The 25,317-nt window shown below is 66.6% G+C and carries 19 protein-coding genes and 2 pseudogenes; 10 read left to right on the top strand and 11 right to left on the bottom strand.

The features are described from left to right. Positions 1–32: 32 nt before the first annotated feature. Positions 33–188, bottom strand: coding sequence for a hypothetical protein (locus E8D37_RS19970; RefSeq protein WP_168929812.1), 156 nt, complete (start codon positions 186–188; stop codon positions 33–35). Between the two features lie 373 nt (positions 189–561). Here E8D37_RS19970 and E8D37_RS18065 point away from each other — a divergent pair, with 373 nt between their 5' ends. The 5 genes and pseudogenes from E8D37_RS18065 to E8D37_RS20475 all read left to right on the top strand — a co-directional run. After that, a complete protein-coding gene (locus tag E8D37_RS18065; protein WP_136571195.1) occupies positions 562–2,019 on the top strand; it encodes a sugar transferase in 1,458 nt (485 codons plus the stop codon). Positions 2,020–2,197: 178 nt separating this feature from the next. Next, positions 2,198–2,777, top strand: a pseudogene (locus E8D37_RS18060) (transposase); the annotation flags it as partial. Between the two features lie 86 nt (positions 2,778–2,863). After that, positions 2,864–4,543 carry an IS21 family transposase gene (gene istA, locus E8D37_RS18055; RefSeq protein ID WP_240770537.1) on the top strand — a complete coding sequence of 560 codons (1,680 nt, stop codon included), beginning with the start codon at positions 2,864–2,866 and terminating at the stop codon, positions 4,541–4,543. Next, complete coding sequence (locus E8D37_RS18050) at positions 4,540–5,283, top strand: ATP-binding protein (RefSeq protein WP_136571194.1); 744 nt, start codon at positions 4,540–4,542, stop codon at positions 5,281–5,283. The genes istA and E8D37_RS18050 overlap by 4 nt, the downstream gene beginning before the upstream one ends. Before the next feature lie 152 nt (positions 5,284–5,435). Then, positions 5,436–5,698: pseudogene (locus E8D37_RS20475) on the top strand (transposase); the annotation flags it as partial. A gap of 146 nt (positions 5,699–5,844) precedes the next feature. Here the strand turns inward: E8D37_RS20475 and E8D37_RS18040 are convergent. The 6 genes from E8D37_RS18040 to cysD all read right to left on the bottom strand — a co-directional run bounded on the left by E8D37_RS18040 (position 5,845) and on the right by cysD (position 13,823). Then, positions 5,845–7,005, bottom strand: a complete 1,161-nt coding sequence (locus E8D37_RS18040; protein WP_276606514.1) for a glycosyltransferase family 4 protein — start codon at positions 7,003–7,005, stop codon at positions 5,845–5,847. Further along, a complete protein-coding gene (locus E8D37_RS18035; RefSeq protein WP_276606513.1) occupies positions 7,002–7,898 on the bottom strand; it encodes a sulfotransferase in 897 nt (298 codons plus the stop codon). The genes E8D37_RS18040 and E8D37_RS18035 overlap by 4 nt, the downstream gene beginning before the upstream one ends. Before the next feature lie 20 nt (positions 7,899–7,918). Continuing rightward, positions 7,919–9,265 carry an O-antigen polymerase gene (locus E8D37_RS18030; protein ID WP_276606512.1) on the bottom strand — a complete coding sequence of 449 codons (1,347 nt, stop codon included), beginning with the start codon at positions 9,263–9,265 and terminating at the stop codon, positions 7,919–7,921. Positions 9,266–10,283: 1,018 nt separating this feature from the next. After that, on the bottom strand, positions 10,284–11,543 hold the full coding sequence (locus tag E8D37_RS18020) for a hypothetical protein (protein ID WP_136571189.1): 1,260 nt from the start codon (positions 11,541–11,543) through the stop codon (positions 10,284–10,286). Between the two features lie 85 nt (positions 11,544–11,628). Continuing rightward, positions 11,629–12,909, bottom strand: coding sequence for a sulfate adenylyltransferase subunit CysN (gene cysN / locus E8D37_RS18015; protein WP_240770536.1), 1,281 nt, complete (start codon positions 12,907–12,909; stop codon positions 11,629–11,631). Beyond that, complete coding sequence (gene cysD, locus E8D37_RS18010; protein WP_136571188.1) at positions 12,909–13,823, bottom strand: sulfate adenylyltransferase subunit CysD; 915 nt, start codon at positions 13,821–13,823, stop codon at positions 12,909–12,911. Before cysD ends, cysN begins: the two co-directional genes overlap by 1 nt. 197 nt (positions 13,824–14,020) lie before the next feature. Here cysD and E8D37_RS18005 point away from each other — a divergent pair, with 197 nt between their 5' ends. Further along, positions 14,021–15,187, top strand: a complete 1,167-nt coding sequence (locus E8D37_RS18005) for a nucleotide sugar dehydrogenase (protein ID WP_136571187.1) — start codon at positions 14,021–14,023, stop codon at positions 15,185–15,187. An 11-nt stretch (positions 15,188–15,198) separates the two neighbouring features. Here the strand turns inward: E8D37_RS18005 and E8D37_RS18000 are convergent, their stop codons facing one another. Together E8D37_RS18000 and E8D37_RS17995 are read right to left on the bottom strand one after the other, a co-directional pair. After that, positions 15,199–16,227, bottom strand: a complete 1,029-nt coding sequence (locus tag E8D37_RS18000) for a helix-turn-helix domain-containing protein (protein WP_136571186.1) — start codon at positions 16,225–16,227, stop codon at positions 15,199–15,201. A gap of 10 nt (positions 16,228–16,237) precedes the next feature. Continuing rightward, a complete protein-coding gene (locus E8D37_RS17995) occupies positions 16,238–17,230 on the bottom strand; it encodes an alpha/beta hydrolase fold domain-containing protein (protein ID WP_206055841.1) in 993 nt (330 codons plus the stop codon). 263 nt (positions 17,231–17,493) lie between these two features. Between E8D37_RS17995 and E8D37_RS17990 the strand changes: the two genes are divergently transcribed. From E8D37_RS17990 to E8D37_RS17975, 4 genes are all read left to right on the top strand, one after another. Next, entirely contained in the window at positions 17,494–18,600 is a 1,107-nt protein-coding gene (locus E8D37_RS17990) for a sugar ABC transporter substrate-binding protein (RefSeq protein ID WP_206055840.1), read from the top strand. Positions 18,601–18,743: 143 nt separating this feature from the next. Beyond that, complete coding sequence (locus E8D37_RS17985) at positions 18,744–20,207, top strand: sugar ABC transporter ATP-binding protein (RefSeq protein WP_206055839.1); 1,464 nt, start codon at positions 18,744–18,746, stop codon at positions 20,205–20,207. After that, positions 20,200–21,255 (top strand): ABC transporter permease, encoded by a 1,056-nt coding sequence (locus tag E8D37_RS20655; protein ID WP_136571185.1) that lies wholly within the window; start codon positions 20,200–20,202, stop codon positions 21,253–21,255. Before E8D37_RS17985 ends, E8D37_RS20655 begins: the two co-directional genes overlap by 8 nt. Before the next feature lie 3 nt (positions 21,256–21,258). Next, positions 21,259–22,950, top strand: a complete 1,692-nt coding sequence (locus E8D37_RS17975) for a CocE/NonD family hydrolase (protein ID WP_136571184.1) — start codon at positions 21,259–21,261, stop codon at positions 22,948–22,950. A 17-nt stretch (positions 22,951–22,967) separates the two neighbouring features. Here E8D37_RS17975 and E8D37_RS17970 read toward each other — a convergent pair whose 3' ends face one another. Both E8D37_RS17970 and E8D37_RS17965 read right to left on the bottom strand, forming a co-directional pair. After that, a complete protein-coding gene (locus tag E8D37_RS17970; protein ID WP_136571183.1) occupies positions 22,968–23,630 on the bottom strand; it encodes a response regulator transcription factor in 663 nt (220 codons plus the stop codon). Then, complete coding sequence (locus tag E8D37_RS17965; RefSeq protein WP_136571182.1) at positions 23,627–24,889, bottom strand: ATP-binding protein; 1,263 nt, start codon at positions 24,887–24,889, stop codon at positions 23,627–23,629. Before E8D37_RS17965 ends, E8D37_RS17970 begins: the two co-directional genes overlap by 4 nt. Positions 24,890–25,317 lie beyond the last annotated feature (428 nt).

Raw genomic sequence — 25,317 nt, 5'->3', positions numbered from 1 at the left:
CATTGAACAGCACCCCATATGAGGGATGCCCATCAACCCCAGAACAGCTCACCGACGATCTGCTCCACCTCGGCAGCACCGGGCTCGGTCGCCCCACACGCGAAGGCGCGCCCCACCGCCACTGCCAGGGGCAACGGCAGCACCGCCCAGGCAGCAAGGCCTAGGGCCAGGAGGGCGACGATCGGCACACACCAACCCTGGCAGCCAACGGTCCGAGAAAATACTCAGGGGGGTAACAGTTCGGTAGCCCCCTGACACGCGTTGGTGGCCAACCCGGTGGTCGAGGTGCCGCCCAGGTGGTCGAGGTGCGAGCAGCGTCAGCGACGAGCCTCGAGACCGCCCCACCCCAATCCGTGAAACCTCCCTCACGTCGCGTCAGAGTCTCTTAACCTGTCTGTCATCGTTCCGGGATGCAACAAAGCCCCTGATCAACGTAAGGTCTGGTCAGGCAAAGCCTGCCGCGTCACCTCCAGGACGAGCGCACGTTTAGCCTCTCGGAAGCACGATGTCTGCAGGGTCGCAGGCGGGCCGAGCTCAGGTCGCAACACATGGGGACACTGCATGACCATCCTGTCGGACAACCGACGTCTCACCTCCGCCTCTGCTCCGAGTCGGATGCTCCGCTACCTCCCGACGTCGGCGCTGATCATCGACGCGGTGCTCATCGCCCTCACCGGCACGATCGCCGTCATTGGACGCCGTGAACTCACCGTGTTCGACACCCCGGCGTCGATCGCCCAGTCGCTCACCGTCGCGGGCCCGGCGATCCTGCTCTCCTGGCTGGCGGTGATCGCGCTCGCCGGCGGCTACGCCAAGGACGTCTTCGGCGCCGGCCTCGACGAGTTCAAGCGGGTCGTCAACGCCACCCTCATCGCGGGCGCAGTCACCGGAGTCGGCTGCTACCTGACCAAGTTCGACCTCAGCCGCGGCTTCTTCCTGCTCGCGTTCGGCCTGGGCATCCCGTTCCTCGTCCTAGGCCGCTACGCGCTACGGAACGCGCTGCACTCGGCTCGACGCCGCGGCGCTCTGCGCCAGCGGATCCTCATCGTCGGCAGCCGCGCTCACATCGACGAAACCGCAGCGGTCCTCAGGCGAGAGTCCTGGCTTGGCTACCAGATCGTCGGCGCGCTCACCCCCGAGTGGGACCTCTCCGAGGAGACCGCGTCCGGCATCCCGGTCCTGGGTAACGCCGACGAGGCAGCCTCCCTCGCCGTCGCGGCCCGCGCCGACGCGCTGTTCTTCGCGGGGGGATCCGTCGGCTCCCCCACTCAGTTGCGCCGCAACCTGTGGGACCTCGAGAAGCACCACGTGGACGTGGTCGTCGCACCCAGCGTCACGGACATCTCCCAGGACCGCATCAGCGTCCGCCCCGTCGGCGGTCTGCCCTTGATGCACATCGACCCGCCAACGTGGAGTGACGCCTCCCGCTGGGGCAAGCGTCTCTTCGACCTCGTCGGCTCCGGCATGCTCATCTTCGCGTTCCTGCCCCTCATCGGCTTCGCCGCCCTGCAGATCTGGCTGTTCGACCGAGGCCCGATCCTCTTCCGCCAGACCCGGATCGGGAAGGACGGCGAGGAGTTCAAGTGCTTCAAGTTCCGAACCATGGTCGTGAACGCCGAGGACTTGGTGGCCGATCTCCAGAAGCAATTGGGCCAGTCCGCCTTGCTCTTCAAGATGAAGGACGATCCCCGGATCACCCGACCAGGGAAGTGGATGCGCCGCTTTTCGGTCGACGAATTGCCTCAGCTCTTCAACGTCTTCTTGGGTGACATGAGCCTCATTGGTCCGCGCCCCCAAGTCCAGCGCGAGGTGGACCTGTACGACAGCGCGATGACCCGGCGACTTCACGTCCGCCCCGGCATGACCGGTCTTTGGCAGGTCTCAGGCCGTAACGACCTCACTGCCGAGGAGGCCATGCGCCTCGATCTCTACTACGTAGACAACTGGTCCATGCTGCAGGACCTTTCGATTCTCTCTCGTACCTTTGGCGCTGTGTTCGCCTCGCGTGGCGCCTATTGATTGGCATGCCCCAGCATTCTTAGCGCTGATATTTCACTGTTCAATGGACGCTGATCTAGTGGGCACGCTCAAAATCTTGAGTTGAACCCCAGATTGTGGTGTACCGGTGTCGCCGAGATCGTCGCCTGCGTGGATCTGGAAACGGACGCGCCCACCGCGTAATCCTTCGAGTCCGCCTTTGCAGAGCGTAATCAACACGCTGCTGTTTCCGGAGGCCGACGCAGTCGCGGGCGCCGAGCACGGACGCCCCGCTCCGGTCCGCACCAGCCAGCGCAATCGCTACCGCCACCGCGACCTCGACACCCGCGTCGGCACCATCCACGTCGCGATCCCCAAGCTACGCAAAGGCACCTACTTACCCGAATGGCTCCTCGAGCGCCGCAAGCGTGCCGAGTACGCCCTGATCACCGTCGCCGCCGACTGCTACCTCGCCGGCGTGAGCACCCGGCGGATGGACAAGCGGGTCAAGACCCTCAGAATCGACTCCCTGAGCAAGTCCCAGTCCTCCCGGATGGCCACCGACCTCGACGAACACGTCGCTCAGTTCCGCCACGCCCCCTGGACGCCACTGGCCCGTTCACCTTCGTCGCCACCGACGCTCTGAAGATGCCAGTTCGGGGAAAGTCCGCGAGGGCGGACGCGTGGTCAACGCTCTGGTGCTCCTGGCAACCGGAGAAACGCTGATGAATATTCGCTCCGCTGAGCGCCACCGTTCTTGCCTGGGGGCGCCGGTGGCCGCTGTGTCGGATCGTGGCGCTCGGCGCCATCGATTATTGCTGGTCAGCGCCACTTCTAGGGTCCTTCTTCCGCGTGGCCAATCACGCGGCAGAAGGAGTGATTTCGGATGGTACGCAAGATCAAGGCGAAGTTGGTGCTGCGTCTTCGCGCGGAAGGGTTCTCCGGGCGAGCCATCGCCGCGCAGGGCATGTCGCGGCACTCGGTGGCAGCGGTCATCGACGCCGCTGACCGTGAAGGCCTGTCGTGGAGCGATGTCGAGGACCTCGACGAGCAGGCCGTGTACGAGCGGTTGTTCCCCGGCCGCGGCGAGCACGTCAGCGTCCACGCTCAGCCCGACTGGGGCCAGGTCCACCGTGAGCTCGCCCGGGTCGGGGTGACGCTGAAGCTGCTGCACGGGGAGTACCGCGACACCTGCCACGCCACCGGCGCGCCGGCGATGGGCTATGACCGCTTCTGCAAGAACTACGCCCACCACGTCCTCATCACCGGCGCCGCATCACGGGTCGGGCACAAGGCCGGCCAGGCGATCGAGGTCGACTGGTCAGGCAAGACGATGACACTGTCCGACCCGCTCACGGCCCTACCGGCGGCGCGGGTGTACCTGTTCGTCGCCACGTTGCCGTTCTCCCGGTACGCCTTCGTCGAGCCGTGCCTGGACATGCGGCAGGACACCTGGCTGCGGGCGCACGTCGCGATGTTCACCGCTCTGGGCGGGTCGGTGCCCCGGATCGTGTCGGACAACCTCAAGACCGGCGTGATCGCCCACCCCCGCGAAGGAGAGGTCGTCCTCAACGACGCCTACCGCGAGCTCGCCGCGCACTACTCCGCCGCGGTCCTGCCGGGGCGGGTGAAGAAGCCCAAGGACAAGGCCTCGGTCGAGGGGACCGTGGGGAACATCGCCACCGCGGTCATCGCGGCCCTACGCGGGGAGCAGTACGCCACCCTCGCAGCCCTGCGTGCAGCGGTCTATGAGCGGGTCGAGGCGTTCAACGCCGAGCCGTTCCAGAAACGCCCCGTGTCGCGGCTGGGCGTGTTCACCGCCGAGGAACAGCCGCTGCTGCGGCCCCTACCGGTGGTGCCCTACGAGATCGCCACGTGGGTCTACCGGCGGCGGGTCCAGAAGAACGCGCACGTGGTGTACGAGAAGAACTTCTACTCCGTGCCCTACACCCACATCGGGACCAGCGTGGACCTGCGGGTCACCGACACCACGCTCGAGGTCCACGCCGGGCAGCAGCGGATCGCCTCCCACGTCCTGGCCCCACCCGGCGTCGTCAACGACTACCGCACCCATCAGGTCCACCTGCCACACGGCGGGACCTACCAGCCGTGGGACGCCACCCGGGTACGGGAGTGGGCCGCACGGATCGGGGCCGACACCACCACCGTGGTCAACCGGATCTTCGAGTCCGTGGCCATCGACGAGCAAGGACTCGACGCCGCCCTCGCGGTCCTGCGGCTCTCACGCCGCTACTCCCACGACCGCCTCGAAGCAGCCGCCGGCATCGCTCTGAGGGCCATCAGGTCACCCCGCTACGCCCACCTACGACCCATCCTCGACACCGGCCAAGACCAGCCACACCGGAACCGGCAGGACCGGCACCTAGACCGCCAGCAGGACTGCGAGCAGACCGCGCCGGCACCGACCAGCGGCCAGGGCAGCGGACAGGCCAGCGGGCAGGCCGGCGGGTACGTTCGCGGGGCCGACTACTACGCGACCGACATCACCAGCCCGAGTACCAGCACGGGCACCAGCACGGGCACGGGTGGGGGTGAGGAGGCGTGAGCCGGGTCGACACCGAGTCCAAGCGGAAGCTGCGTGAGATGGGCGTGGGCAGCCTCGTTGATGCCCTCGAAGCCCAGGACGACACCTTGACCCTGGGGATGGTCTTCGAGGAACGCCTCAAGCTCGCCGTCGACGACGCCCACGCCGCGTTCACCCACGCCAAGGTCGACGGCCTCATCCGCCGCGCCGGACTGCGCTACGCAGACGCCGACCTACGACGCCTGGACATGCTCGAGCAACGCGGCCTGGACCGCGGCGTCATCGCCCAACTCGCCACCTGCGCGTTCATCACCCGGGGCCAGAACGTCGTGTTCCAAGGCTTCACCGGTTCCGGGAAGTCCTACCTGGGCTCGGCCTTGGCCAAGCAGGCCTGCCAGCACCGCTACCGCGCGCACTACATCCGCCTGCCCGACCTCGAGGAGTCCTGGGCCGCCGCCCGGGACAAGCCGGCCGGGAAGGAGAAGTGGCTCCGCAAGTACGCCGCCTTCACCCTCCTCGTCCTGGACGAATGGCTGCTCGACCCGCCCACCGACGAGATCCGCAGCATGCTGCTCGAGCTCCTCGAACGTCGCTACGACACCACCTCGACCGTGTTCTGCACCCAGTACGCCAAGAAGGACTGGCACCAGCGACTCGGCTCCGGGGTCTACGCCGACGCCATCATGGACCGCATCGTCCACAACACCATCTGGATCGAGACCGGCAGCACCAACATGCGCGAACACACCAACCGCGCCTGAGACCCGCTGGTGAGCGTCACCCCGGCCGGCCCCGGATCCTGCGGCGGCCAGTCACCGAGGGTGGCGCTCACCGGCACCACCACCCGGCGCCCGAAGTCACTAACCGGTGGCGCTCAATCGCGATACCCACCGGCTCTCACCAGGGCAAATACTCAGCTGACGGGCACAGCGAGGTCCTCCAATGCGTGTCGCCACGGCAGAAGTCGCGCTGGCCTGGAACGAGATCTTCGCCGAACCCTGAATCCAGCTCGTAGCCCGTGGCATGGCCGTGAGTCCACACGGAGTGCGACTGGTGACCACCGACGCTCACGCTGGCCTGGTCGAAGCGAGCACAGTCAATCTGCCCAGGGCGACGTGGCCGCGGTGCCGTACCCACTACGCCGCGAACCTGATGGCGGCGACGACGAAGAACATGTAGCCGACAGAGAAAGCGATGCTGCACAGCGTCTACGACCAACCCGACGCAGCTCGGGACGACATCCCCGCCATCATCACGCCACTGAAGGACACAACACCACTACAAACGAGGAATTAACCCGATACGACAGGTCCACCAGCAACTTATCGGCGCGTGACAGTCTCGTAAGCTTCAAGAAGATTCGACAAGCCCACAGACTCAGAATACAAGCTCGCAAATCGGTCGTACGCATGTTGACGCATCAAGTCCAATTGGTCGAGTCTCGACAAGCATCCAGCCAGATCACCCTCATCTCCAACGCCAAACGCCGCGCCCGCGCTCGATCCGATGACATCATGCAGGTTCTCGTGACCTGCATACACGACAGGCGTCCCCACAGAAAGTGCCTGAAGCGCCGAAATGGGCATCCCCTCGGGCCACAACGAAGGCAGGACAAGGGCGTGAGCGCCCGCCATCAGCGAGAGCAACCCCTCCTCATCTAGCCATCCCATGTATTCAACAAGCCCAGATGACTCGGCCGCCAAGACGACATCGGCGAGCGGACCATCACCAGCGACCACAATGCGAAGCGAATTCCCCGATTCCCGGAGCTTACGGGCGGCAGCGATAAGTGTGTCGACGCCCTTCTCGGGAACCAGGCGGCCGGCAAACACGACATATGGCGATGAACTGGGAGTCGGCACAACTGGCACAGTCCGATCGAGGAGAAAATTTGGTTTCACGCGAATCTTCGAACTGGGCACGCCGTCAGCCCCCAAAATCCGACCAGCCCCCTCAGTGAGGGGCAGATACAGGTCCACGAGGTCCGGGACTGTTCGAACAGCTCTATGGATGGCGAGGCCACTGGCCATCACAGCGGACCGAAGTCGACTTTGGTGGTAACACCCGTGAAGGACCGCTGGAAGCTTAGAAGAAGACCCTACGCACTCACGACACTCTCTGCCGTCACGGATAAGCGTTCCCGCCACGCACGTGGATCGGAAGCTGTGCATCGTCCAAACCACCGGCACTCCGTGACTTCGCGCAGTCCGGATCGGAGCCAAAGATAAGCCTGGGAAAGGGGTGTGGAGATGAACTACGTCCGGTTGCCAATCCCGGATCTTCTCATCGACTTCACGCTGTGCATCACGATTCCAGATTGCCTCGACGGCAGGCGCAAACCTGCCGCCTGCAACAGACACTGGTGTCGTCAAGTATTGCTTCACTTCCATTCCGCCACGAATCAGCGCTGTGGCTTCGGTGGAGACAACCCTATCTGCCCCACCAACCGAAGAGTGCCGCGAATGAAGTTGCAGAATTCTCATATCCTGCCAATCCACATCGGCCTCGCAATTCCGTAACGCGAAAACGTGCTACCGAGTTCTTCAAGATCACTCTCGAAATATGAAGCCAGAAACGCACGGTCCTCGGGTTCGATGGATGTCCGACGCAGCACCCGATTTCTCACCCGCTCCCGGAACTCAAACGATGTGAGCCGCCGAACCAGATCACGAACGAAGCCTACGCGAGATATCCCGCCAAGGGTCTGGCCAATTAACTTAGAGCGGGCGACACCGGACGCATTCACTCTCTCAGTTGAAACCTGGAGGTCAACCTCTCTAAGTCCCAGGAATCTGCACAGAGCAGTCATCGCCGCACCCAAGTCCGCTTCAACATCCTCTTGGAACAGGATCAGAACCCGGTCACCGCCGAATGCTTCCAGGTATGCCTTGACATCTGAGGCGTAGAGAGACATCCGTCGGTAATGCCATAAGTGATGATAGTTTGCCTCAACCCGCCAATCTTCGAGGGCCAGCGCCTCCCTGAATGTACTGGCATCTTCGAAACCGCGCGCCTTCAAGTACTGATAGGCAGAGAACGATCGTTCCGCGGGATCTCGCAGAACGATCACAGCCCTGTACTCAGGATTGATTTCAAGCATCTCCTGAATAGATTCTTGAGAATAGTAGAGGCTACTAACGCTACCTTCGCCGAGGGCCACCACATCTGACGGGGCGCCATCAAACAGACTTAGGAACTTCTGGCGCTCAACTACAGCGCGCTTATTCATGTTCTGCTCATCACCGGGGCCGGTGAAATCTAGACTTTTTCCGTGAAAAGCAAAGTAGTGAGGCTCCTTTGGCTCGCACATGAATACGTCAGGATGGGCACGCAAAGCATTCACTATACCTGTCGTACCCGAACGAGCCGCCCCCACAACCGAGAAGTTTGGAACTCTCACCGCTCAACACCCTCCTGTAACGTTTCTTGCGTAGATCTAAGTGGCGGAAGAAACTTCATTGTAAGCCATAAAGGCACCCCCCAAGCTACAGCTTGCAGAGGTGAATTCGCCGTGATTCCTTGCGGAAAAATATAGAGAGCATAGACAAAAATTGCGACCTGGTTTATCCCCTGCGAACCCGCATTGCGGAAGTTTGAATTCAAGACTCCAATTAGAATTCCTGAAAATGCGCCGCCGACAACTATGCCCAAGAACCCAAAATTGAGATACCAGTCCCCGACGGAACCAACGGGCCATCCATTGAGAGCCTGTGGCTCATAAACCTGCCGAAACCAAACACCGAGGTTCGGTACCGGCTTTTCTGGCCAAAGCAACCTGGGGACTGGCCCCAGCAAACCAGCGATGAAGTCCTCACCTTGCCGGAACATGTGGATCTTTGGCCAGTCCCTAAAGGCCAAGAGAGATGAATCAAAGTACACCCCGTTGACTGCTTGGGAAATCTGCCTCCATACATTTTGCTCCGAAAAACTCGATTGGGAACCATTGCTGGTGAAGCTGTCACGTAAATATCTCAAGGATAAAGCCACGGAAACAACCGAAACGCCCGCCAAAATCATGCGCGCGAGAGGGACGCGCTTGCTCCCAAACATGGTCACTTTTGGTGAAGCGATCAATAGAACAGCAACAGGAATTACTGCAATGGATCGCTGGCCCCACATGAAGACCACCGCTGAATTAACGATCGCTAGCAGGAAGAACCACGCCGCACGACGTCGGTCGCCAGCGATCCTGGAGTCCTGAAACGCGGCCAGAGAGGTTATTGCGCCAAGAACGGCAGGTATGCGAATGAAGCCCAGGCCAGCAAATTCCTTGCCTACCTTAGCAGCGACGACCACGCCGCCGAAGCTGCCGTACTTGATTAGCAGCAAAGCACCTATGGTCACCGACATGGTGGTCAACAAGCCGGCCAATCTCCCCAAAGAAGCTACGCTATATCGATCTTTGCGAAATCCCAAAGTCCCCTGCCGTGGGGCAAGAACGCTTCCAAACTGGGAGAATGCTACTAGAGCGCTGACGAACAGACTTATCCCAAATATAGTGCGAACGTACGCCGCCTCGTATGTACCGACGGCAAAGAGGTAGTCTGGACTTGGGCTGTCCAGTCCTGTGGCTATCAGGATGGCACGGAAACCGTAATAGACTAGAAAGACCAAAATGGTTATTGCTATGAGGTCACTGCTGGATCTTGCGCTTACGGCATAAAGGACAGATAGCAACATCAAGAAAATCAGACATGCGATAATCATTCCGATTCGCCAAGTGCTATACGGTAGGTATGATATAAGGCGTCACGTTGAGCGCCCGAACTGTTCGCTGCAAGTGCGACTGTCCATTCGCGCACATTCTGCTCCCGGAGACCTGCGTCCTGAATCAGTTCCCCTATCAGCCTTAGGGCCTGACGAGGATCCTCGGCGAGCCACCGTCGCGGCATCCCCATCATGGCGGATATCTTTCGTGCGACTACGGGTCGCCCCAAAGATACTGCCTCCAGTATGGAGATTGGAAAGCCTTCCCATGCGGCGCAGTGAAGATAAACTGTCGCCTGTGCGAGACGATTAGAGACTTCTCCTCGTGATAACCAACCGGTAACGGATGCACCAGCCGCGATTAACGAAGACTCAGCTGCTGCCCCGCCCCCACCGACCCACGTAAAGTCGATGGCAGCTGCTGGACCGGCCAATGTGGATACAGCTGAAAAGAATTCAGGTCCCTTTTGCGGGCTTATTCTACCCACCGAACAGACATGGTTCCCGGCGCCCTGAGAGGGTTGATCTTCGCAGTATTCAAATTCTTGGCTACTGACATTGGGGATATATGTGGTTCGAGGAAAACCCATATCGCTAGCGATAGCCCGCTCGCCAAGTGAGCAAGCAGCAAGAACCGTCGTTCTGGGTGCGAGTTGTGCCTCGACCATGCGGAAAGTCCATCTGGTATATCGAGATATGTCGAGGCGTTCGAAGGCGAAGCAGTGAGGGGAATAGACAGTGGGAACCCCTAGGTTTCTTGATCGCGCGACGAACCCGGCGCGGCTGGAATGAGCGTGAATCACATCTATTTCCCAGTTCCGCACCACGGAACTCAACTGTCGGAACCAGGTAGCAGGACTCGACTGCAATCTAGCCGAGCGGGAGAAGCCCGGGGCAATGCGTAGCGGCGCGCCTCGAGAATCGATGAGCCCGAAGTGATCAAAATCTGGCGTGTGGGCGATGTATGCGTCGATGGCGCTGCCCACGCCACCCACGTACGCATCGGTGAAGTGCAGGACCCGCAAATGCGCCATCTCCTCTGGTAGGGCAGCCGTCAAGCAGACATCTTAGCTACTAATTTGACCTCGGGATGCAAAGTCGGCCAAGTTCGGATTCCTAGACCCTTGTAAGCGACCGTGGCAATGCTTATGAAGAGGAGAGTTGTTACCGCAGCGGAGGTCAAAGCCAGGACGATACTGCTGTCTAAGGGCACAACGGCGACCGCAATAGTCAGTCGAGCACACACAGCAATCGCCATAAGTATTGCCAGCTGCTTTTCTCGTCCCGACATGGTCATGAGAGCACCGCACGGGCCGGCTGCAACGTTTGCCGCGGCGCCCAACGCAAGTATCACTAGTGGAATTGAAGCGGTCTTGTAGTCAGTTCCATAAGCAATCGACAGTAGGGAGCCGGGAACAGCCAACATAGGCACCCATAAGAAAGATGAACCGGCCAAGGACACAGTGCTTGCCGTTCGGCAAACTCTGGTCAGGATCGTTCGTTCACCGCGCGCATATAATCTGGCAAGCATGGGCGATATTATGGTTTGCACGGACGTCAATGGGATATTGACCAGGAAGGCCAAGCGTGCAGCGGCTGCAAAATATGCGCCCTGATCGCCCGAGAGGGCCAACGAAGCAATCCAGACGTCAAGATTTCCGTTTGCCTGAATTAAGCCTGTAGACGCTGCCATCGGAAAGTTCTTCTTCAGCACACTCGGCGCTAATTTAACAGAAATCTGGAGACCCTGCTTTTTCCAAATCCGATTCGCGTAAACAGTCCCGAAGGCCACGGGCACAAAGTATCCAAGTGCCACTAGCCAGAGAGCCGCATCGAGTCCAAACCCTCCTGCGGCAAGGAGCGCAGCGAATAGGCCCGCGGCTTGAGTTATTGCGACCAGTCCCCCGCCTGATCGGCCCTCAAGAAGTCCCGCCATTCGAGTGCGTCTCAAACCCCTGAGTGTCGCGGCGGTCAATTGTTGAACGCCAGAAAGCCACACAATGAGCGCCGTGGCCGCCATATCGGTCGGCCTTGCACCTTGGCCGATTAGGAAACTTAGGCCGAAGGAGCCCAAGAGAGCGGTTGCAGGAAGGAAGACGAATACAGCGGTGGATATATCTATGGATGCATTGCGAACGTCGCTTGCAAACTGAAGCGGGTCGTCCCGGTTCCCGCTTGCCAGGTTGCGGAGAACTGTTCGTTGGGTGCCAACACAGCCGATTTGTCCCAGAAACGCCCCGATACTCACCGATGCGACGAACTGAGCAAAGTCGCCCCTCGCCAGGGCCCTCGCCGTAACTGCCATGATGACCACGTAGCCACCTATGGAAATTAGGTATGAGACTGCATACCAGACGAGGGCCCTGGCTAGAGAGTCAACTCTTTCCTCACGTTCCAAATCAGCTGAGGATCATTCCCGCCGCGACCGTGACACCCGTGGCTTCGTCGATCAGGATGAAGGAGCCGGTGGTCCGGTTTCGGGAGTACGGGTCGCTCAGCAGCGGAACGGTGGTGCGCAGCTGCACGCGGCCGATCTCGTTGACTCCGAGCTCCTTCGTCTCCTGGTCGCGGTGCAGGGTGTTGACGTCCAGGCGATACTGGATGTCCTTCACCATGGCGCGGGCCGTGCGGGTGGTGTGCTTGATGGCGAGCTTCTGACGCGGCTTCAGCGGCGTCGTCGTCATCCAGCAGACCATGGCATCGATGTCCTGCGACGGGGCCGGAGCGTTCTTCACGCGGGCGATCATGTCGCCGCGGGAGACGTCCACGTCGTCCTCGAGGCGGACCGTCACCGACATGGGCGGGTAGGCCTCGGAGATCTCCTGGTCGAACAGGTCGATGCCCGCGATCTTGGAGGTCATGCCGCTCGGCAGCACGACGACCTCGTCGCCCGGCTTCAGCACGCCACCGGCCACCTGGCCGGCGTAGCCGCGGTAGTCGTGGAACTCGTCGCTCTTCGGGCGCACGACGTACTGGACGGGGAAGCGCGCGTCGATGAGGTCCCGGTCCGAGGCGACGTGGACGTTCTCGAGGTGGTGCATGAGCGTCGGACCGGAGTACCAGTCCATGTTCTCGCTGCGGTTCACCACGTTGTCGCCGGCGAGCGCCGAGATCGGGATGACCTGGAGGTCCGGGATCGAGAGCTTCGTCGCGAACTGCGTGAACTCGTCGTGGATCTTGGTGAAGGTGGCCTCGTCGAAGTCGACCAGGTCCATCTTGTTGACCGCGAGCACGAGGTGCGGGACGCGGAGCAGCGAGAGGATCACCGCGTGCCGGCGGGACTGCTCGGTGAGGCCCTGGCGGGCGTCGACGAGCACGAGGCCGAGGTCGGCGGTGGAGGCGCCGGTGACCATGTTCCGGGTGTACTGCACGTGGCCCGGGGTGTCGGCGATGATGAACTTGCGCTTGGGCGTCGCGAAGTAGCGGTAGGCCACGTCGATGGTGATGCCCTGCTCGCGCTCGGACCGCAGACCGTCGGTCAGCAGCGCGAGGTCGGTGTAGTCGTAGCCCTTGCCCTTGGAGGTCGTCTCCACGGCCTCGAGCTGGTCCTCGAAGATCGACTTGGAGTCGAGCAGGAGGCGCCCGATGAGGGTCGACTTGCCGTCGTCCACGGAGCCCGCGGTCGCAAAGCGCAGCAGGTCCATGTGCGAGGTGAGGTTCTCGTTGGTCTCGTCGGCCATCAGAAGTAGCCCTCCTTCTTGCGGTCCTCCATGGCGGCCTCGGAGAACTTGTCGTCGCCGCGGGTCGCGCCGCGCTCGGTCACGCGGGCCACCGCGGTCTCCTCGATGATCTCCTCGACCGTGCTGGCCGTGGACTCCACGCAGCCGGTCAGGGTGATGTCACCGCAGGTACGGAAGCGGACGGTGCGCTCCTCGGCGACCTCGCCGTCCTTGCAGGGGTTGAGCGGGGTCTCCGTCATCAGCATGCCGTTGCGCTCGAAGACGCGGCGCTGGTGGCTGAAGTAGATGCTCGGGATCTCGATGCCCTCGCGGGCGATGTAGGACCAGACGTCCAGCTCGGTCCAGTTCGAGATCGGGAAGATCCGCATGTGCTCGCCCTCGTGGAGGCGGCCGTTGTACAGGCTCCACAGCTCGGGGCGCTGGTTCTTCGGGTCCCACTGGCCGAACTCGTCGCGGTGGGAGTAGACGCGCTCCTTGGCGCGGGCCTTCTCCTCGTCGCGGCGACCGCCACCGAAGGCGGCGGTGAAGCCGTTCTCCTCGATCGCGTTCAGCAGCGTCCCGATCTGCATGCGGTTGCGGCTGGTCTTGCCGTCGTCCACCACCACGCCCTGGGCGATGGCGTCGTCGATGCTGGCGACCACCAGGTTCAGGCCCAGACGGTTCACCCAGTTGTCACGCGTGTGCATGACCTCGGGGAAGTCGAGGCCGGTGTCGACCTGGAGGATCGGGAAGGGGATCTTGGCCGGGTAGAACGCCTTCTCCGCGAGGCGGAGCATGACGATCGAGTCCTTGCCGCCCGAGAACATCAGGACGGGCTTCTCGAACTCGGCGGCGACCTCACGGATGATGTGGATCGACTCCGCCTCCAGCTGGTCGAGCTGACTCAGCCGGTAGTCGGCGTGGGTGTCGGGCATGCTTGGTGGACCTCTCCTGTTGGGAAGCAAGGGTCACTGTAGCGGCGAGGTGGCGTGTCTTCCGCACTCGCTCACGGATCTGCCCGTCTGGCTTCGCCAAGAATGGGTAGCCGTGTGACGCCGGTCTCTGCCGAACATTGGGCAAACGTTGGGCCACAGGTCCCGTTGGGGGCGCACCGCCCGCTTAGCGTCCTGTCATGAAGATCGCTGTCGTCGGCCTCGGGTACGTAGGCATGTCGAACGCCGTCCTCCTCGCCCAGCACCACGACGTGTGGGCGGTGGACGTCGAGGAGGCGCGCGTCGCGATGATCAACCGCGGCGCCTCCCCGGTCCTCGACCGCGACCTGAGCCAGTTCCTCGATGAGGCAGATCTCCGCCTTCGAGCGACGACCGACGGGGAGTCGGCGTACGCGGGCGCGAAGTTCGTCGTCGTGGCGACCCCCACGGACTACGACCCGGAGACCCACTACTTCAACACGGCGTCGGTGGAGTCGGTCATCAAGGCGGTCCGCGCCGTCAACCCCACGGCGGTCATCGTCATCAAGTCGACGGTCCCGGTCGGCTTCACTGCCCGGATGCGCGGCGAGCACCTCGGGGCCCACATCATCTTCAGCCCCGAGTTCCTCCGGGAAGGACGCGCGCTCTACGACAACCTCCACCCGTCCCGGATCGTCGTCGGCGACCGAGGAGAGGACGGCAAGCGCTTCGCAGACCTCCTCGTGGAGGGAAGCGCTGAGTCCGACGTGCCTGTCCTTCTCGTGGACTCCGCGGAAGCCGAGGCGATCAAGCTCTTCGCCAACACCTACCTCGCCCTGCGGGTCGCCTACTTCAACGAGCTCGACTCCTACGCCGCCACCCACGGCCTCTCGACGTCCCAAATCATCGAAGGTGTCGGCCTCGACCCGCGGATCGGTTCGCACTACAACAACCCGAGCTTCGGCTATGGCGGCTACTGCCTGCCCAAGGACACCAAGCAGCTCATGGCGAACTACGCCGACGTGCCGCAGAACCTCATCGGCGCCATCGTCGACGCGAACACGACCCGGAAGGACTTCATCGCCGCCGATATCCTGCGCCGGCGCCCGCAGACCGTCGGCGTCTATCGCCTGGTGATGAAGGAGGGCTCCGACAACTTCCGGATGTCCTCCATCCAGGGCGTGATGAAGCGGCTCAAGGCCAAGGGCGTCGAGGTGATCGTGCACGAGCCGACGTTCGAGGAGGAGGCGTTCTTCAACTCCGAGGTCGTCAACGACCTCGACGAGTTCAAGAAGCGGTCCGACGTCATCATCGCCAACCGGCGACACGAGGACCTGGAGGACGTGGACGACCGCGTCTACACCCGCGACATCTACGGGCGCGACTAACGCCTCGAGCGTCAGTCCCGGGTGTCGTCCAACCTGAGCAGCATCAGCGCGACCTGCAGCCGGAACCGGCCGTGGGTCGAGAGCACGTCCCAGGCGAGCAGCTTCTCCAGGGTGGCGAGCCTCTTCTGCAGCGTGGAGTGGTGGACGACGAGGGCGGCGGCCGCCGAGCGCAAGCTGTCGGTGGAGGCGACGGCCGAGAGGGTGCCGGGCACCCAAGCCGCGTGCGCGGCGGCGGCGCGGACGGCGGCCAGGTCGGGGTGCTCCCGCCACGCCGGGGTGGCGTCGAAGGAGGCGGCGATGGCGATCGCGGCGCCCAGGTCGTCTACGACGACCACCCGGGAGCCCGGCTCTGCGGCCGTCCCCGGAGCCGTGAGCCGCAGGGCCAGGCGGGCGTCGCGGGCCGACTCCGGTGCCCGCTCGACCGGCACCACCGGCCCGACACCGCACCGCTCCCCTGGCACCGCCGTCGCGGCGACGTCCGCCCCGGCCATCGTGGGGACGACTGCGACGACCCGCGCCGTGCCACCCAGCGGGCAGACGACCCGCACGAGCTGGTCCGTGGCGAGGCCCAGCTGGCGCGCCGCGTGCGCTCGGGAGACAGCGCCAGCGTCCGGGTCGGTGAGGACCTCGTGCAGCTCGCCGGCTCGATCACCGGGCGCTCGGTAGCGGCCATGGGTCCGCTCGTGCACCGTCCGCACTGCCTGGAGGCCACGCTCGAGGACCATGGCGTCGACGGGGCCGGACGGCCCGGGCCGCTCCAGACACAACACGATGCCGCCGTCCGCCGAGGAGACCTGCTGCCAGGCGTCGTCGGGTCCGGTGACGACGTCGTCGCGGCGGCCGTCGGGAAGCACCCTCAACGGCAGCCGTCGCCCCTCGGTGATCAATCGTGCGGGCGCGCCGCTCAGCACGGCGATGCCGCGGACGACGCTCTCGAGACCTGCTCGCTGGTTCAGCAGCTCGTCGAAGTAGGGAATGACGCGGAGCGCCTCCCCCGCATCCGGGTCGAGCGCTGTCAGACGTCCTGCCAGTTGATGCATCTCTTCTTCCTCACTCGGCCAGTACGCGACGCAACCAGGAGCGTCTTGCTGCCCAGGTCTCCTGCGCGAGCCTGGAGTGGGGCGCGACGAACTCGTACCCGTGGAATCCGCCCGGCCACACGCGGAGCTCGGCGGCCCCTCCGGCCTCCCAGATGCGTTGTGCGAATCGCACCGACTCGTCCCGAAAGGTCTCCACACTTCCCACGCAGACGAGCACCTGGGGCAGGCCGGCCAAGTCGGTGGCACGGCCGGGCGCGCTCGCCTCGGACACCTCAGCTCCGGCAGCACGGTCACCCAGCAGGGCGCGCCACGCCCAGACGTTGGCATCGCGGTCCCACGGGTCGACGTCGACCATCTGCTCTGCCGAGAACGTGTCGCTCCTATCGTCGAGCATGGGATTGAGGAGCATGAGGGCGGCGGCCACAGGGCCGCCCCGGTCCCGGGCGAGCAGCGCCGCCCCGGCGGCCAGTCCGCCCCCGGCGCTCGCGCCGACCATCACGACGCGCTCCGGGTCGATGCCGAGCGGGGCGGCTAGCTCGAACGTGGCGCAGAGGCCCGCATAGGTGTCCTCCACCGGTGTCGGGTCCGGATTCTCCGGTGCGAGCCGGTAGTCGACCGACACGACGACGCCACCGACCTCGTCAGCCATCGTCAAGACATCGAGCAGCCCGGTCTTCGGCGTACCACTGACCATCCCGCCCGTATGTACGTAGTAGAGCGCCGGCCTGGGCCAGTCGATGGAAGCAGGCTCCGCTACCAGCAGCCTCAGGGCATGCCCGTCCGGGCACGTCGTTGTCACCTCGCGCAATCGGTACCGGCCGCCGAGAGCGAGTTCTTCATCGCTGGCCTCGAACGAGTCGGCCCCGCGTAGTCGGGAGACGAACGTCGCCATGTCCTCGGTGTGCTGGCGTGGGGGCTGGGTGGCCAGCGCGGCCGAGGCCTCCGGGTCCAGCGGGGGCGCGACGGGTCGGCGGGTGGGGAGGGGCGGGGAGTCGGAGGTCACCGGGGGCTCCTTGGCTCTTGTGGGGTCGGGGCCGCGGTGCGGCACAGCCACCCTGACATCTGGACCGCCGCGCGGCGGGCCGCCGCCTGGCGGAGGAAATCCGCCGTTCGGCGGAAGAAGTGTGGCACCGATCACTGTGAGGCTCTGCGATGTCGGCGGGACACCGCCGGACTTCGCGGCCGACGAGGACCCCTCGCCCGCCGTGGGCACCCACCGGGCCGCCACCCGGCGGGCGCCGAGGACCGGAGAAAGGACTCCACCCCATGACCGCACGACCCGCCCGCTCGCTCACGAGCCCCCGCCGGCGCCGCACCCGAACCACCGCCTTGGCGCTGCTCTCCGTCGCCGCGCTCCTCGTCGCCACCGGCTGCGCCAGCACCTCCGACAGCGCCACCACCGGTGTCGGCGAGGGCGGGGCCGGGGCCGACGCGCAGCCGCCCACCCCGCCGTCCGGGGTCACCGACTTCGTCGAGGCGACCCCAGGCAGCGGCGACGGCCTCACCATCGGCTTCACCCAGCTCAACCTCTCCGTGGGCTTCCCGCAGGACGTGCAGGCCAGCGTCGAGGAGGAGGTGAAGCGGGCCGGCGCCACGCTCGTCACCTGCGACTCCCAGGGCGACGCCGCCAAGGCGCTCGACTGCGCCAAGCAGTTCAAGGTCCAGGGCGTCGACGGGCTCATCACCTTCCAGGCCGACACCAACGCCGCGCCCCGCATCTGCGACGCCGGCCCCGACGTGCCCGTCATGGCCGTCGACATCGACCAGGGACCGTGCCAGACCTCGTTCGTCGGCGCTGCCAACGAGTACGCCGGCGAGCTCGTCGGCTACAACGTCGGGAAGTACTTCTACGACAACTTCGACTGCGAGTACGACGCCTTCGTCTCCCTGGAGTCCTACGCCGTGGGCGAGGTCAACGACCTGCGCATGGGCGGCATCCGCAAGGGCTTCGAGTCCGTGTGCGGCACCATCCACGACCTCAAGAAGATCGACACCGGCGCCGGCGGCCAGGCCGACGAGGCCCAGACCAACGTCACCGACACTCTCACCGCTCTCCCGGGCGCGGACAAGGTCATCGTCGTCGGCATCAACGAGGACGTCATCCTCGGCGCCCTGGCTGCCGCCCGCACCCAGGGCCGCGAGGACGACCTCTACCTCGGCGTGCAGAACTTCAACCCGGACAACTGCACCATCTACGACGCCCCTCACTGGCTCGGCTCGGTCGCCTACTTCCCCGAGAAGTACGGCCAGCTCCTGGTGCCGTACCTGATCAAGGCCATGAAGGGCGAGGACATCCCCGAGGAGCTCCTCGTGCAGCACGAGTGGGTCGACGCCGACAACGCCAGCGAGTACTACCCGGACTACTCGTGCTGAACGCCGACCAGCCCGGAAGTCAGCCCGGAAGTCAGCCCGGAAGTCAGCCCGGGTCGCACGCCCGGGGCCCCGCCGAGTCAGGCGGCGGGGCCCCGTCCGGGGCGTTCCTCTCGGTCCGGGGTGTGCACAAGTCGTTCGGCCCCGTGGAGGTCCTCCACGGTGTCGATCTCGAGGTGGGCCGCGGCAGCGTCGTGGCCCTCCTCGGGGAGAACGGCGCGGGCAAGTCCACGCTCGTGCGCATCCTGGCCGGCGACCACCACGCCGACGCCGGCGAGGTGCTCGTCGACGGCCGCCCGGCCAGGCTCGGCAAGGTCGCGGCCTCCCGGGCGCTCGGCATCCGCTTGATCAACCAGGAGATCGCGGACGCCGGGACGCTCAGCGTGGCTGAGAACGTCTGCCTCGGCGCCTGGCCGCGTCGGGCCGGGGTGATCAGTCGCAGCCGGATGCGGGCGACCGCCCGCAGTGTCCTGGACGACCTGGGCTCCGACCTCGACCTCGACGCCCCCGTCTCCGGCCTGCGTCTGGGCGAGCGGCAGATCGTCGAGATCGCCCGCGCCCTGGCCGGGGAGAGCCGCTGCCTCATCCTCGACGAGCCCACCGCCGCACTCTCCGACAGCGAGACTCGGCGGCTGTTCACGCTCATCGACCGGCTCCGGGCCCGCGGCGTCGCGATCATCTACATCACGCACCGCCTCGACGAGGTCTTCGCGATGGCGGACGTCGTGAGCGTGCTGCGCGACGGACGCGTCTCGCTCACCGCCCCCGTCGCCGACGTCGACACCCCCACGGTGGTCACGGCGATGGTCGGCCGCGGGGTCGAGTCGGTGCGCCTGCGCGGCACTGCGCCCTCGCACGCAGCCCCCTCCACAGCTCGCACCTCCTCGCTCGCCCTGCACGGCGCCAGCGCCGACGGGTTCACCGACCTCGACGCCGAGGCGGTCGGGGGCCGCGTCCTCGCCCTCTACGGGAAGGTCGGCAGCGGCGTCGGTGAGGCCGCCGAGGCGCTCTTCGGCCTGCGCCCGCTCACCGCCGGAGCCGTCGTCGTCGACGGGCACGAGGTGCGCCTGCGCTCCCCGCACGAGGCGATCCGGCACGGGATCGGGTTCCTGCCGCCCGACCGCAAGGACCAGGCGATCATCACCGGCCGCTCACTCGGGGAGAACGTGGCAGCGCCCAGCTGGAGCCGCCTGTCCCGCGGCGGCCTGCTGAACCGCGCGGTCGAGGGCGCCGCCTACCGGCGCTGGCACGACCGGCTGCACATCCGCTCCCGCAACGACCCGAACCAGTCCATCGGGACGCTCTCGGGCGGCAACCAGCAGAAGGTGCTGCTCGCCCGCTGGCTCGAGGCCGGCACCAGCCACCTGGTGCTCGTCGAGCCCACCCGCGGCGTCGACGTCGGCGCCCGCCAGGAGATCTACCAGGCCGTCCGGCGCCTCGCCGACGACGGCCACGCCGTCGTGATCGCGACCTCGGACTACGAGGACGTCGTCGCGGTCGCCGACCAGGCCTGCGTGCTCGTCCACGGACGAGTCGCGGCACGCCTCGAGGGTGACGAGGTCACCGTCGACGCCCTCACCTCGTCCGCAGGAGGAGCCGTCCATGTCTGAGCCCACCACGATCCACGCCTCCCCCACAGGCGGCGCGGCCAGCGGAGCAACCGGGGGCGCGTCCGCTCCCCCGCCGCCCACGGCCGGCACCCCGGAGCCCGGGTCGGCCACCCGCAAGCGCGGCTTCCGCGTGCCCAGCAGCGCCGCCCTCGTCGCGTTCCTGCTCCTCGAGGTCGCGTTCTTCTCAGCCCGCTCCCCGTACTTCCTGAACTGGGACAACTGGACCAACATCCTCACCGCCCTCTCCGTGGTCGGCGTCGTCTCGTGCGGCATGACGTTCCTGCTGGTCGCGGGCCAGATGGACCTCTCCGTCGGCTCAGGCATCGCCTTCACCGGCCTGGTGCTGGCCGAGCTCGCCCCGCGCTACGGGCTCGGCGTCGCCGTCCCGGTCGCACTCCTCACCGGCATCCTCATCGGCGTCCTCAACGGGTTCGTCGTCACCGTCGTGGGAGTGAACGCCCTCATCACCACCCTCGGAACGATGGCGGTCTTCCGCGGCCTCACCCTGGCCATCGGGCACGGGCAGAACATCGCCATCGACGGCATCGGCTGGGGCATCGCACGGCCGTTCCTCAACGTCCCCGTGACCGTCTACGTCTTCCTCGCCGCGGCCGTGCTCGCCTCCCTCGTGCTGGCCGTCACCGTCTACGGCCGTTCCCTCTACACCGTCGGTGCGAACGCCGTGGCAGCCCGGCTCGTCGGCCTGCCCGTGGGCCGCACGCTCTTCCTCGGGTTCGTCATCTCCGGCCTCTGCGTGGGGCTGGGCGGGCTGATGAACACCTCACTCGTCGGCTCCACCTCCGGCACCACCGGCACCGGCCTCGAGCTCGCGGCCATCACCGCCGTCATCCTCGGCGGCACCAGCCTGTCCGGCGGCAAGGGCGGCATCCTCGGCACCGTGCTCGGCCTCCTCATCGTCGGGGTCCTCACCAACGGGCTGACGCTGATGAACGTCGACTCCTCGTGGCAGCAGGTCGCCACCGGCATCCTCCTGATCGCGGCCGTCGCCTTCGACCGGGTCCGGCAGGGCCTCGTGCGCGAGAGCTGAGCCGTGCGGGTCCACCGCATCCTGGACGGGGTCGAGGTCCCCGTCGCAGGAGGCCTCACCCTGCGCGCCGACGTGTGGCTGCCCGACGGCGACGGGCCGTTCCCGGTGCTGCTCCAGCGCACCCCCTACGGCCGCACCGACCCGTTCGGCAGCCAGTACATCGTCGGGATGGACAACCTGCGAGCCCTCGAGCGCGGCTTCGCCCTCGTCGTCCAGGACACCCGCGGCCGCTACGGCTCCGACGGCGACTTCATCCCCTACGTGCACGAAGCGGCGGACGGCGCGGCCACCGTCGCCTGGCTGCGCGAGCAGCCCTGGAGCGATGGCCGGGTCGCCACCTACGGCGCTTCCTACGTGGGCGCCACCCAGCTGCTCCTCGCCGGCGAGGGCGCCGAGGGGCACGTGGCCATGGCCCCCCTGCTCACCGCCGGCGACTTCCACTCCGGCTGGACCTACTCCGGCGGCGCCCTCCAGCTCGGTTTCCTCTGGCTGTGGATCCTGGAGTCCCTGGGGCCCGCGGACGCCGACCACGCCGGCCTGCCCGCCGGCCACCCCGTCCGCGCCCACCTCGCCGCCATGGCGCGCGACCCTCGCGCTGCGATGGCCGCCCTCCCCCTGCGCACGGCCGTGCCCGCCGAGGTCGCCCCGTACCTGGAGGAGTGGCTCGCCCACCCCGTCGCCGACGAGTTCTGGGCCGCCAACTCGGCCGACGAGCGCGCCGCCGACGTGCGCGCCGCCGGCCTGCACATCGTCGGCCAGCACGACCTGTTCTGCGAGGCGTCCCTACGCACCTACGCGCGACTGCGCGACCTCTCCCCCGCACCGCAGCGACTCGTGCTCGGGCCCTGGTCGCACGGCAACCTCACCGACTGGCAAGGCGAGGAGTGGCTCGGCTACGCCGCGGACGCCGGCGCCTTCGACCTGCCCGGGGCACAGTTGGAGTTCTTCTCCGCCGCCCTCGACGGCCGCGAGCCCGCGCTCGCCCCCGTCACCTACTTCGTCACCGGCGCCAACGAGTGGTGCGAGGCCGAGAGCTGGCCCCCACCCACCGCCCGGACGCAGACCTGGCACTTCGTCGGCGGCTCCGGCCTGGCGACCGAGCCCAGCCCAGGCTCGGGCCTGACCTCGTGGAAGGCCGACCCCTCCGACCCCGTGCCGAGCGTCGGCGGCCAGACCTTCCTTCCCGGGCTCCTGTCAGGTCGCGCCAGTGGCCCCAAGGACGTCGGGTTCCTCGCCGAGAGGGCGGACGTCGTCCAGGTCCTCGGCCCGGTGCTCGCCGAGCCGCTGAGGCTCGCCGGCCCCGTCACCCTCCACCTGTCCGCCAGCACCACCGCGGAGGACTGCGACTGGGTCGGCCGGCTCGTCGAGGCCCGCCCCGACGGGAGCGTCGTGCAGCTCGCCGAGAGCATCCTGCGCGCCCGCTACCGCCACGGCGGCGAGGCCGTTCCCCTCACCCCGCACCGCATCGAGACCTTCACCGTGCCACTGGGCACCGTGGCCCACGAGCTCGCCCCCGGCAGCCGCCTGGGCCTCCAGCTCGCCTCCTCGTCGTTCCCCCGGTTCGACCGCAACCCGCAGTCACTCGTCGACCCCGTCGACGCCACCCCCGACGACTTCGTCGTCGCGACGCACACCGTGTGCTGGGGCGGGCCACACGCGTCGTCGGTGGAGGTGACCCTCCTGCCTCCCCGGTGATCGGGGTGCGACACCCGTCAGCCCGCGCCCAGCACGTCGTCCGGGCCGATCCCGAGCGCCCGCTCGATGTCCGCGGCGGACGCGCCCTGCAGGAAGTCCCGCAGCTTCGTGCACGCCGCCGAGTAGTGCTCGCGGGCGACGCTCTCGGTGATGTGCAGACTCCGGGCGATGTCGCGCCACGAGCGGCCGCGGGCGCGTCCGGCGACGGTGTCGCGCTGGCGGTCGGTGAGGTCGAGGGCGGCGCGGCGGTCGAGCACCTCGGTCAGCTCGACGAGGGACGGCGTGACCACGACGTCGCCCTGCGCCACCCGGCGGACGGCCTCGGTGACGAGCTCGGGCGGGTCCGACTTGTGCGCCACCCCGTGCGCCCCGCTGCGCAGGCACAGCGCGAGGACCAGGGGGCGGCTCTCGTCGGTGTAGAGGCAGACCCGGCGGCCGAGGTCGGTCAGGGCGCGGATGGCCGGGCGGCCCTGCATCGGCCCCACGGCCCCACCCGCGCCGCGCAGCCGCAGGTCGAGGAGGACGACGTCGCAGGGGGCGGGCGCGGCGAGGTACTCCTCGACGGTCGCGTGGGAGGCGACGACGTCGAGCCCCTCGTGCACGACGCCGAACGCGCGGCGCACCACGGTGTTGTCGTCGACGACCACCACCCGGGGCACGACGGGCGGCACCGCGGTCACGGCGTGCGCCGCTCGAGCACCGCCGCCGGACCGACCAGCGTGACCGTCGTCCCGACCCCTGGCGTGCTCTCGATCGTGGCCTCTCCCCCGTGCCGGGCCACGGCTCCCCGCACCTGCGTGCGCAGGCCGAAGCCCTCGGCCCGGGCGGCGGGGTCGAACCCGCGGCCGTCGTCGGTCACGGTGATCTCCCAGCCCACGGGGTGCTCGTCGGCGTGGATGACGACGCGGGCGGCGTCCGCGTGCAGGCGCACGTTGTGCAGCACGGCGGTGAGGGCGCGCGAGGTGACCTCCCACGTCTCCAGGGGCATGGGGATGTCGCCGCCGAGCATGAGCGCGAGCTCGACGTTGAGGTCCTCGAAGCCGTGCAGCGCGCTCTCGACGGCACTCGCCACCGTCGCGGACTCGGCCGGCAGGCCGGCGTCCTGCGCTCCCTCCCCCTCGCCCTGGCCTTGGCCCTCTCCCAGGTGCGTGAGTGGCTCGGCGCGGCCGCGGAGGTAGGTGCGCAGCCGCCGCGACTCCATGCGCGCCTGCGCACGGAGCATCTCGCGGAGGTCGGCGGGGGTGGCGTCGTCGCCGAGGAGCCGGAGGACGGTGACGGCGTCGTGGACGGTGACCTGGTAGCGCTCGAGCTCCAGGGCGCGGGTGGCCTCGACGGCCTCGCGACGGGCGTCGTCGGCGGCGTGGGCGGCCTCGCGGACGTAGGCGACGAACAGGGACATCGGGATCGCCAGGCCCAGGTACGTGGCGCCCTGGGCGAGGACGGTGGCCCAGGTGGTGATGCCGAGGGGTCCGACGACGCCGAGGTAGCAGGCCGAGAGCAGGACGCCGTAGACGGCGGCGGGGCGGGGACGCATCCACGTGGCGAGCAGGGTGGCGACGCCGACGGTGTAGCCGCCCGCCCAGTTCTCCCAGCTGCCCACGGCGTAGGAGGCGGGCAGCACCCACGCGAGGACGGGGATGACGAGGAGCCCGAGGGCGAGGTCGGGGAACTGCCAGTGCCCGCGCAGGGGCGTCTTGAGGACGCCGTTCTCCACGACGAGCAGCAGGCACTGGCCGAGGACCACGAGGGAGACCAGGAGGTAGACCCAGGGGTGCGTCGCAGCCCGGAAGCCGGCGGGCACGGCGATCACGATCTGGACCGCGAGCACCGCCCTCAGCGTCATCGCGACGATCGACAGGCCCCGCTCGACCCGCTCGGTGACCCTGTTGTCCGCGCCCGTCCGCGGGGCATGACCCCACGGAAGCCCCCCATGCCTCACGGGGAGATCCTCGCGCAGGGCGGCCCTGCGCTACAGGTGTTTCCGGAAACCCCTGACACGCGGCGCAATGCTGGCGCACCCCTCACAAATGCGGGGTCACAGGGCGACAGGTGCTCACTAGGCTCGCAGCGCCCACCCGGTAGGGGACAGCCGGATGGGCTCGCAGCGGCACTCCGGCCGCGGTGCCCGATCACACACCGCGGCCGGCTCGCCGACGTGGCGGGCGGGGTGGACATGGGGTCCGCCCCGCTCGCCCTTCCACTCTCCCGGGGTGGACTCCCCTCACTGCCCATCTCGGGGCAGCCGGTGGCGGAGCCTCACGGCTCCGTCACCGGCCGAGGTGCACCACAACCACATATTCCTGGAACAGCCGGATTCCTTCGGGGAATCCGGCTAGTCGCACTTTCCCATCGTTCCTGAAATAGCGG

Origin of the sequence: Nocardioides sp. GY 10127 (assembly GCF_004919085.1) — a bacterium.
GTDB lineage: Bacteria > Actinomycetota > Actinomycetes > Propionibacteriales > Nocardioidaceae > Nocardioides.
This window is presented reverse-complemented; position numbering and strand designations above follow the sequence as displayed.

Excerpts from the sequence above, each read along its gene's own strand:
- E8D37_RS18065 (WP_136571195.1), top strand. The coding sequence starts at position 562 with ATGACCATCCTGTCGGACAACCGACGTCTCACCTCCGCCTCTGCTCCG.
- istA (WP_240770537.1), top strand. The coding sequence starts at position 2,864 with ATGGTACGCAAGATCAAGGCGAAGTTGGTGCTGCGTCTTCGCGCGGAA.
- E8D37_RS18040 (WP_276606514.1), bottom strand. The coding sequence starts at position 7,005 with ATGAGAATTCTGCAACTTCATTCGCGGCACTCTTCGGTTGGTGGGGCA.
- cysN (WP_240770536.1), bottom strand. The coding sequence starts at position 12,909 with ATGGCCGACGAGACCAACGAGAACCTCACCTCGCACATGGACCTGCTG.
- cysD (WP_136571188.1), bottom strand. The coding sequence starts at position 13,823 with ATGCCCGACACCCACGCCGACTACCGGCTGAGTCAGCTCGACCAGCTG.
- E8D37_RS18005 (WP_136571187.1), top strand. The coding sequence starts at position 14,021 with ATGAAGATCGCTGTCGTCGGCCTCGGGTACGTAGGCATGTCGAACGCC.
- E8D37_RS18000 (WP_136571186.1), bottom strand. The coding sequence starts at position 16,227 with ATGCATCAACTGGCAGGACGTCTGACAGCGCTCGACCCGGATGCGGGG.
- E8D37_RS17990 (WP_206055840.1), top strand. The coding sequence starts at position 17,494 with ATGACCGCACGACCCGCCCGCTCGCTCACGAGCCCCCGCCGGCGCCGC.
- E8D37_RS20655 (WP_136571185.1), top strand. The coding sequence starts at position 20,200 with ATGTCTGAGCCCACCACGATCCACGCCTCCCCCACAGGCGGCGCGGCC.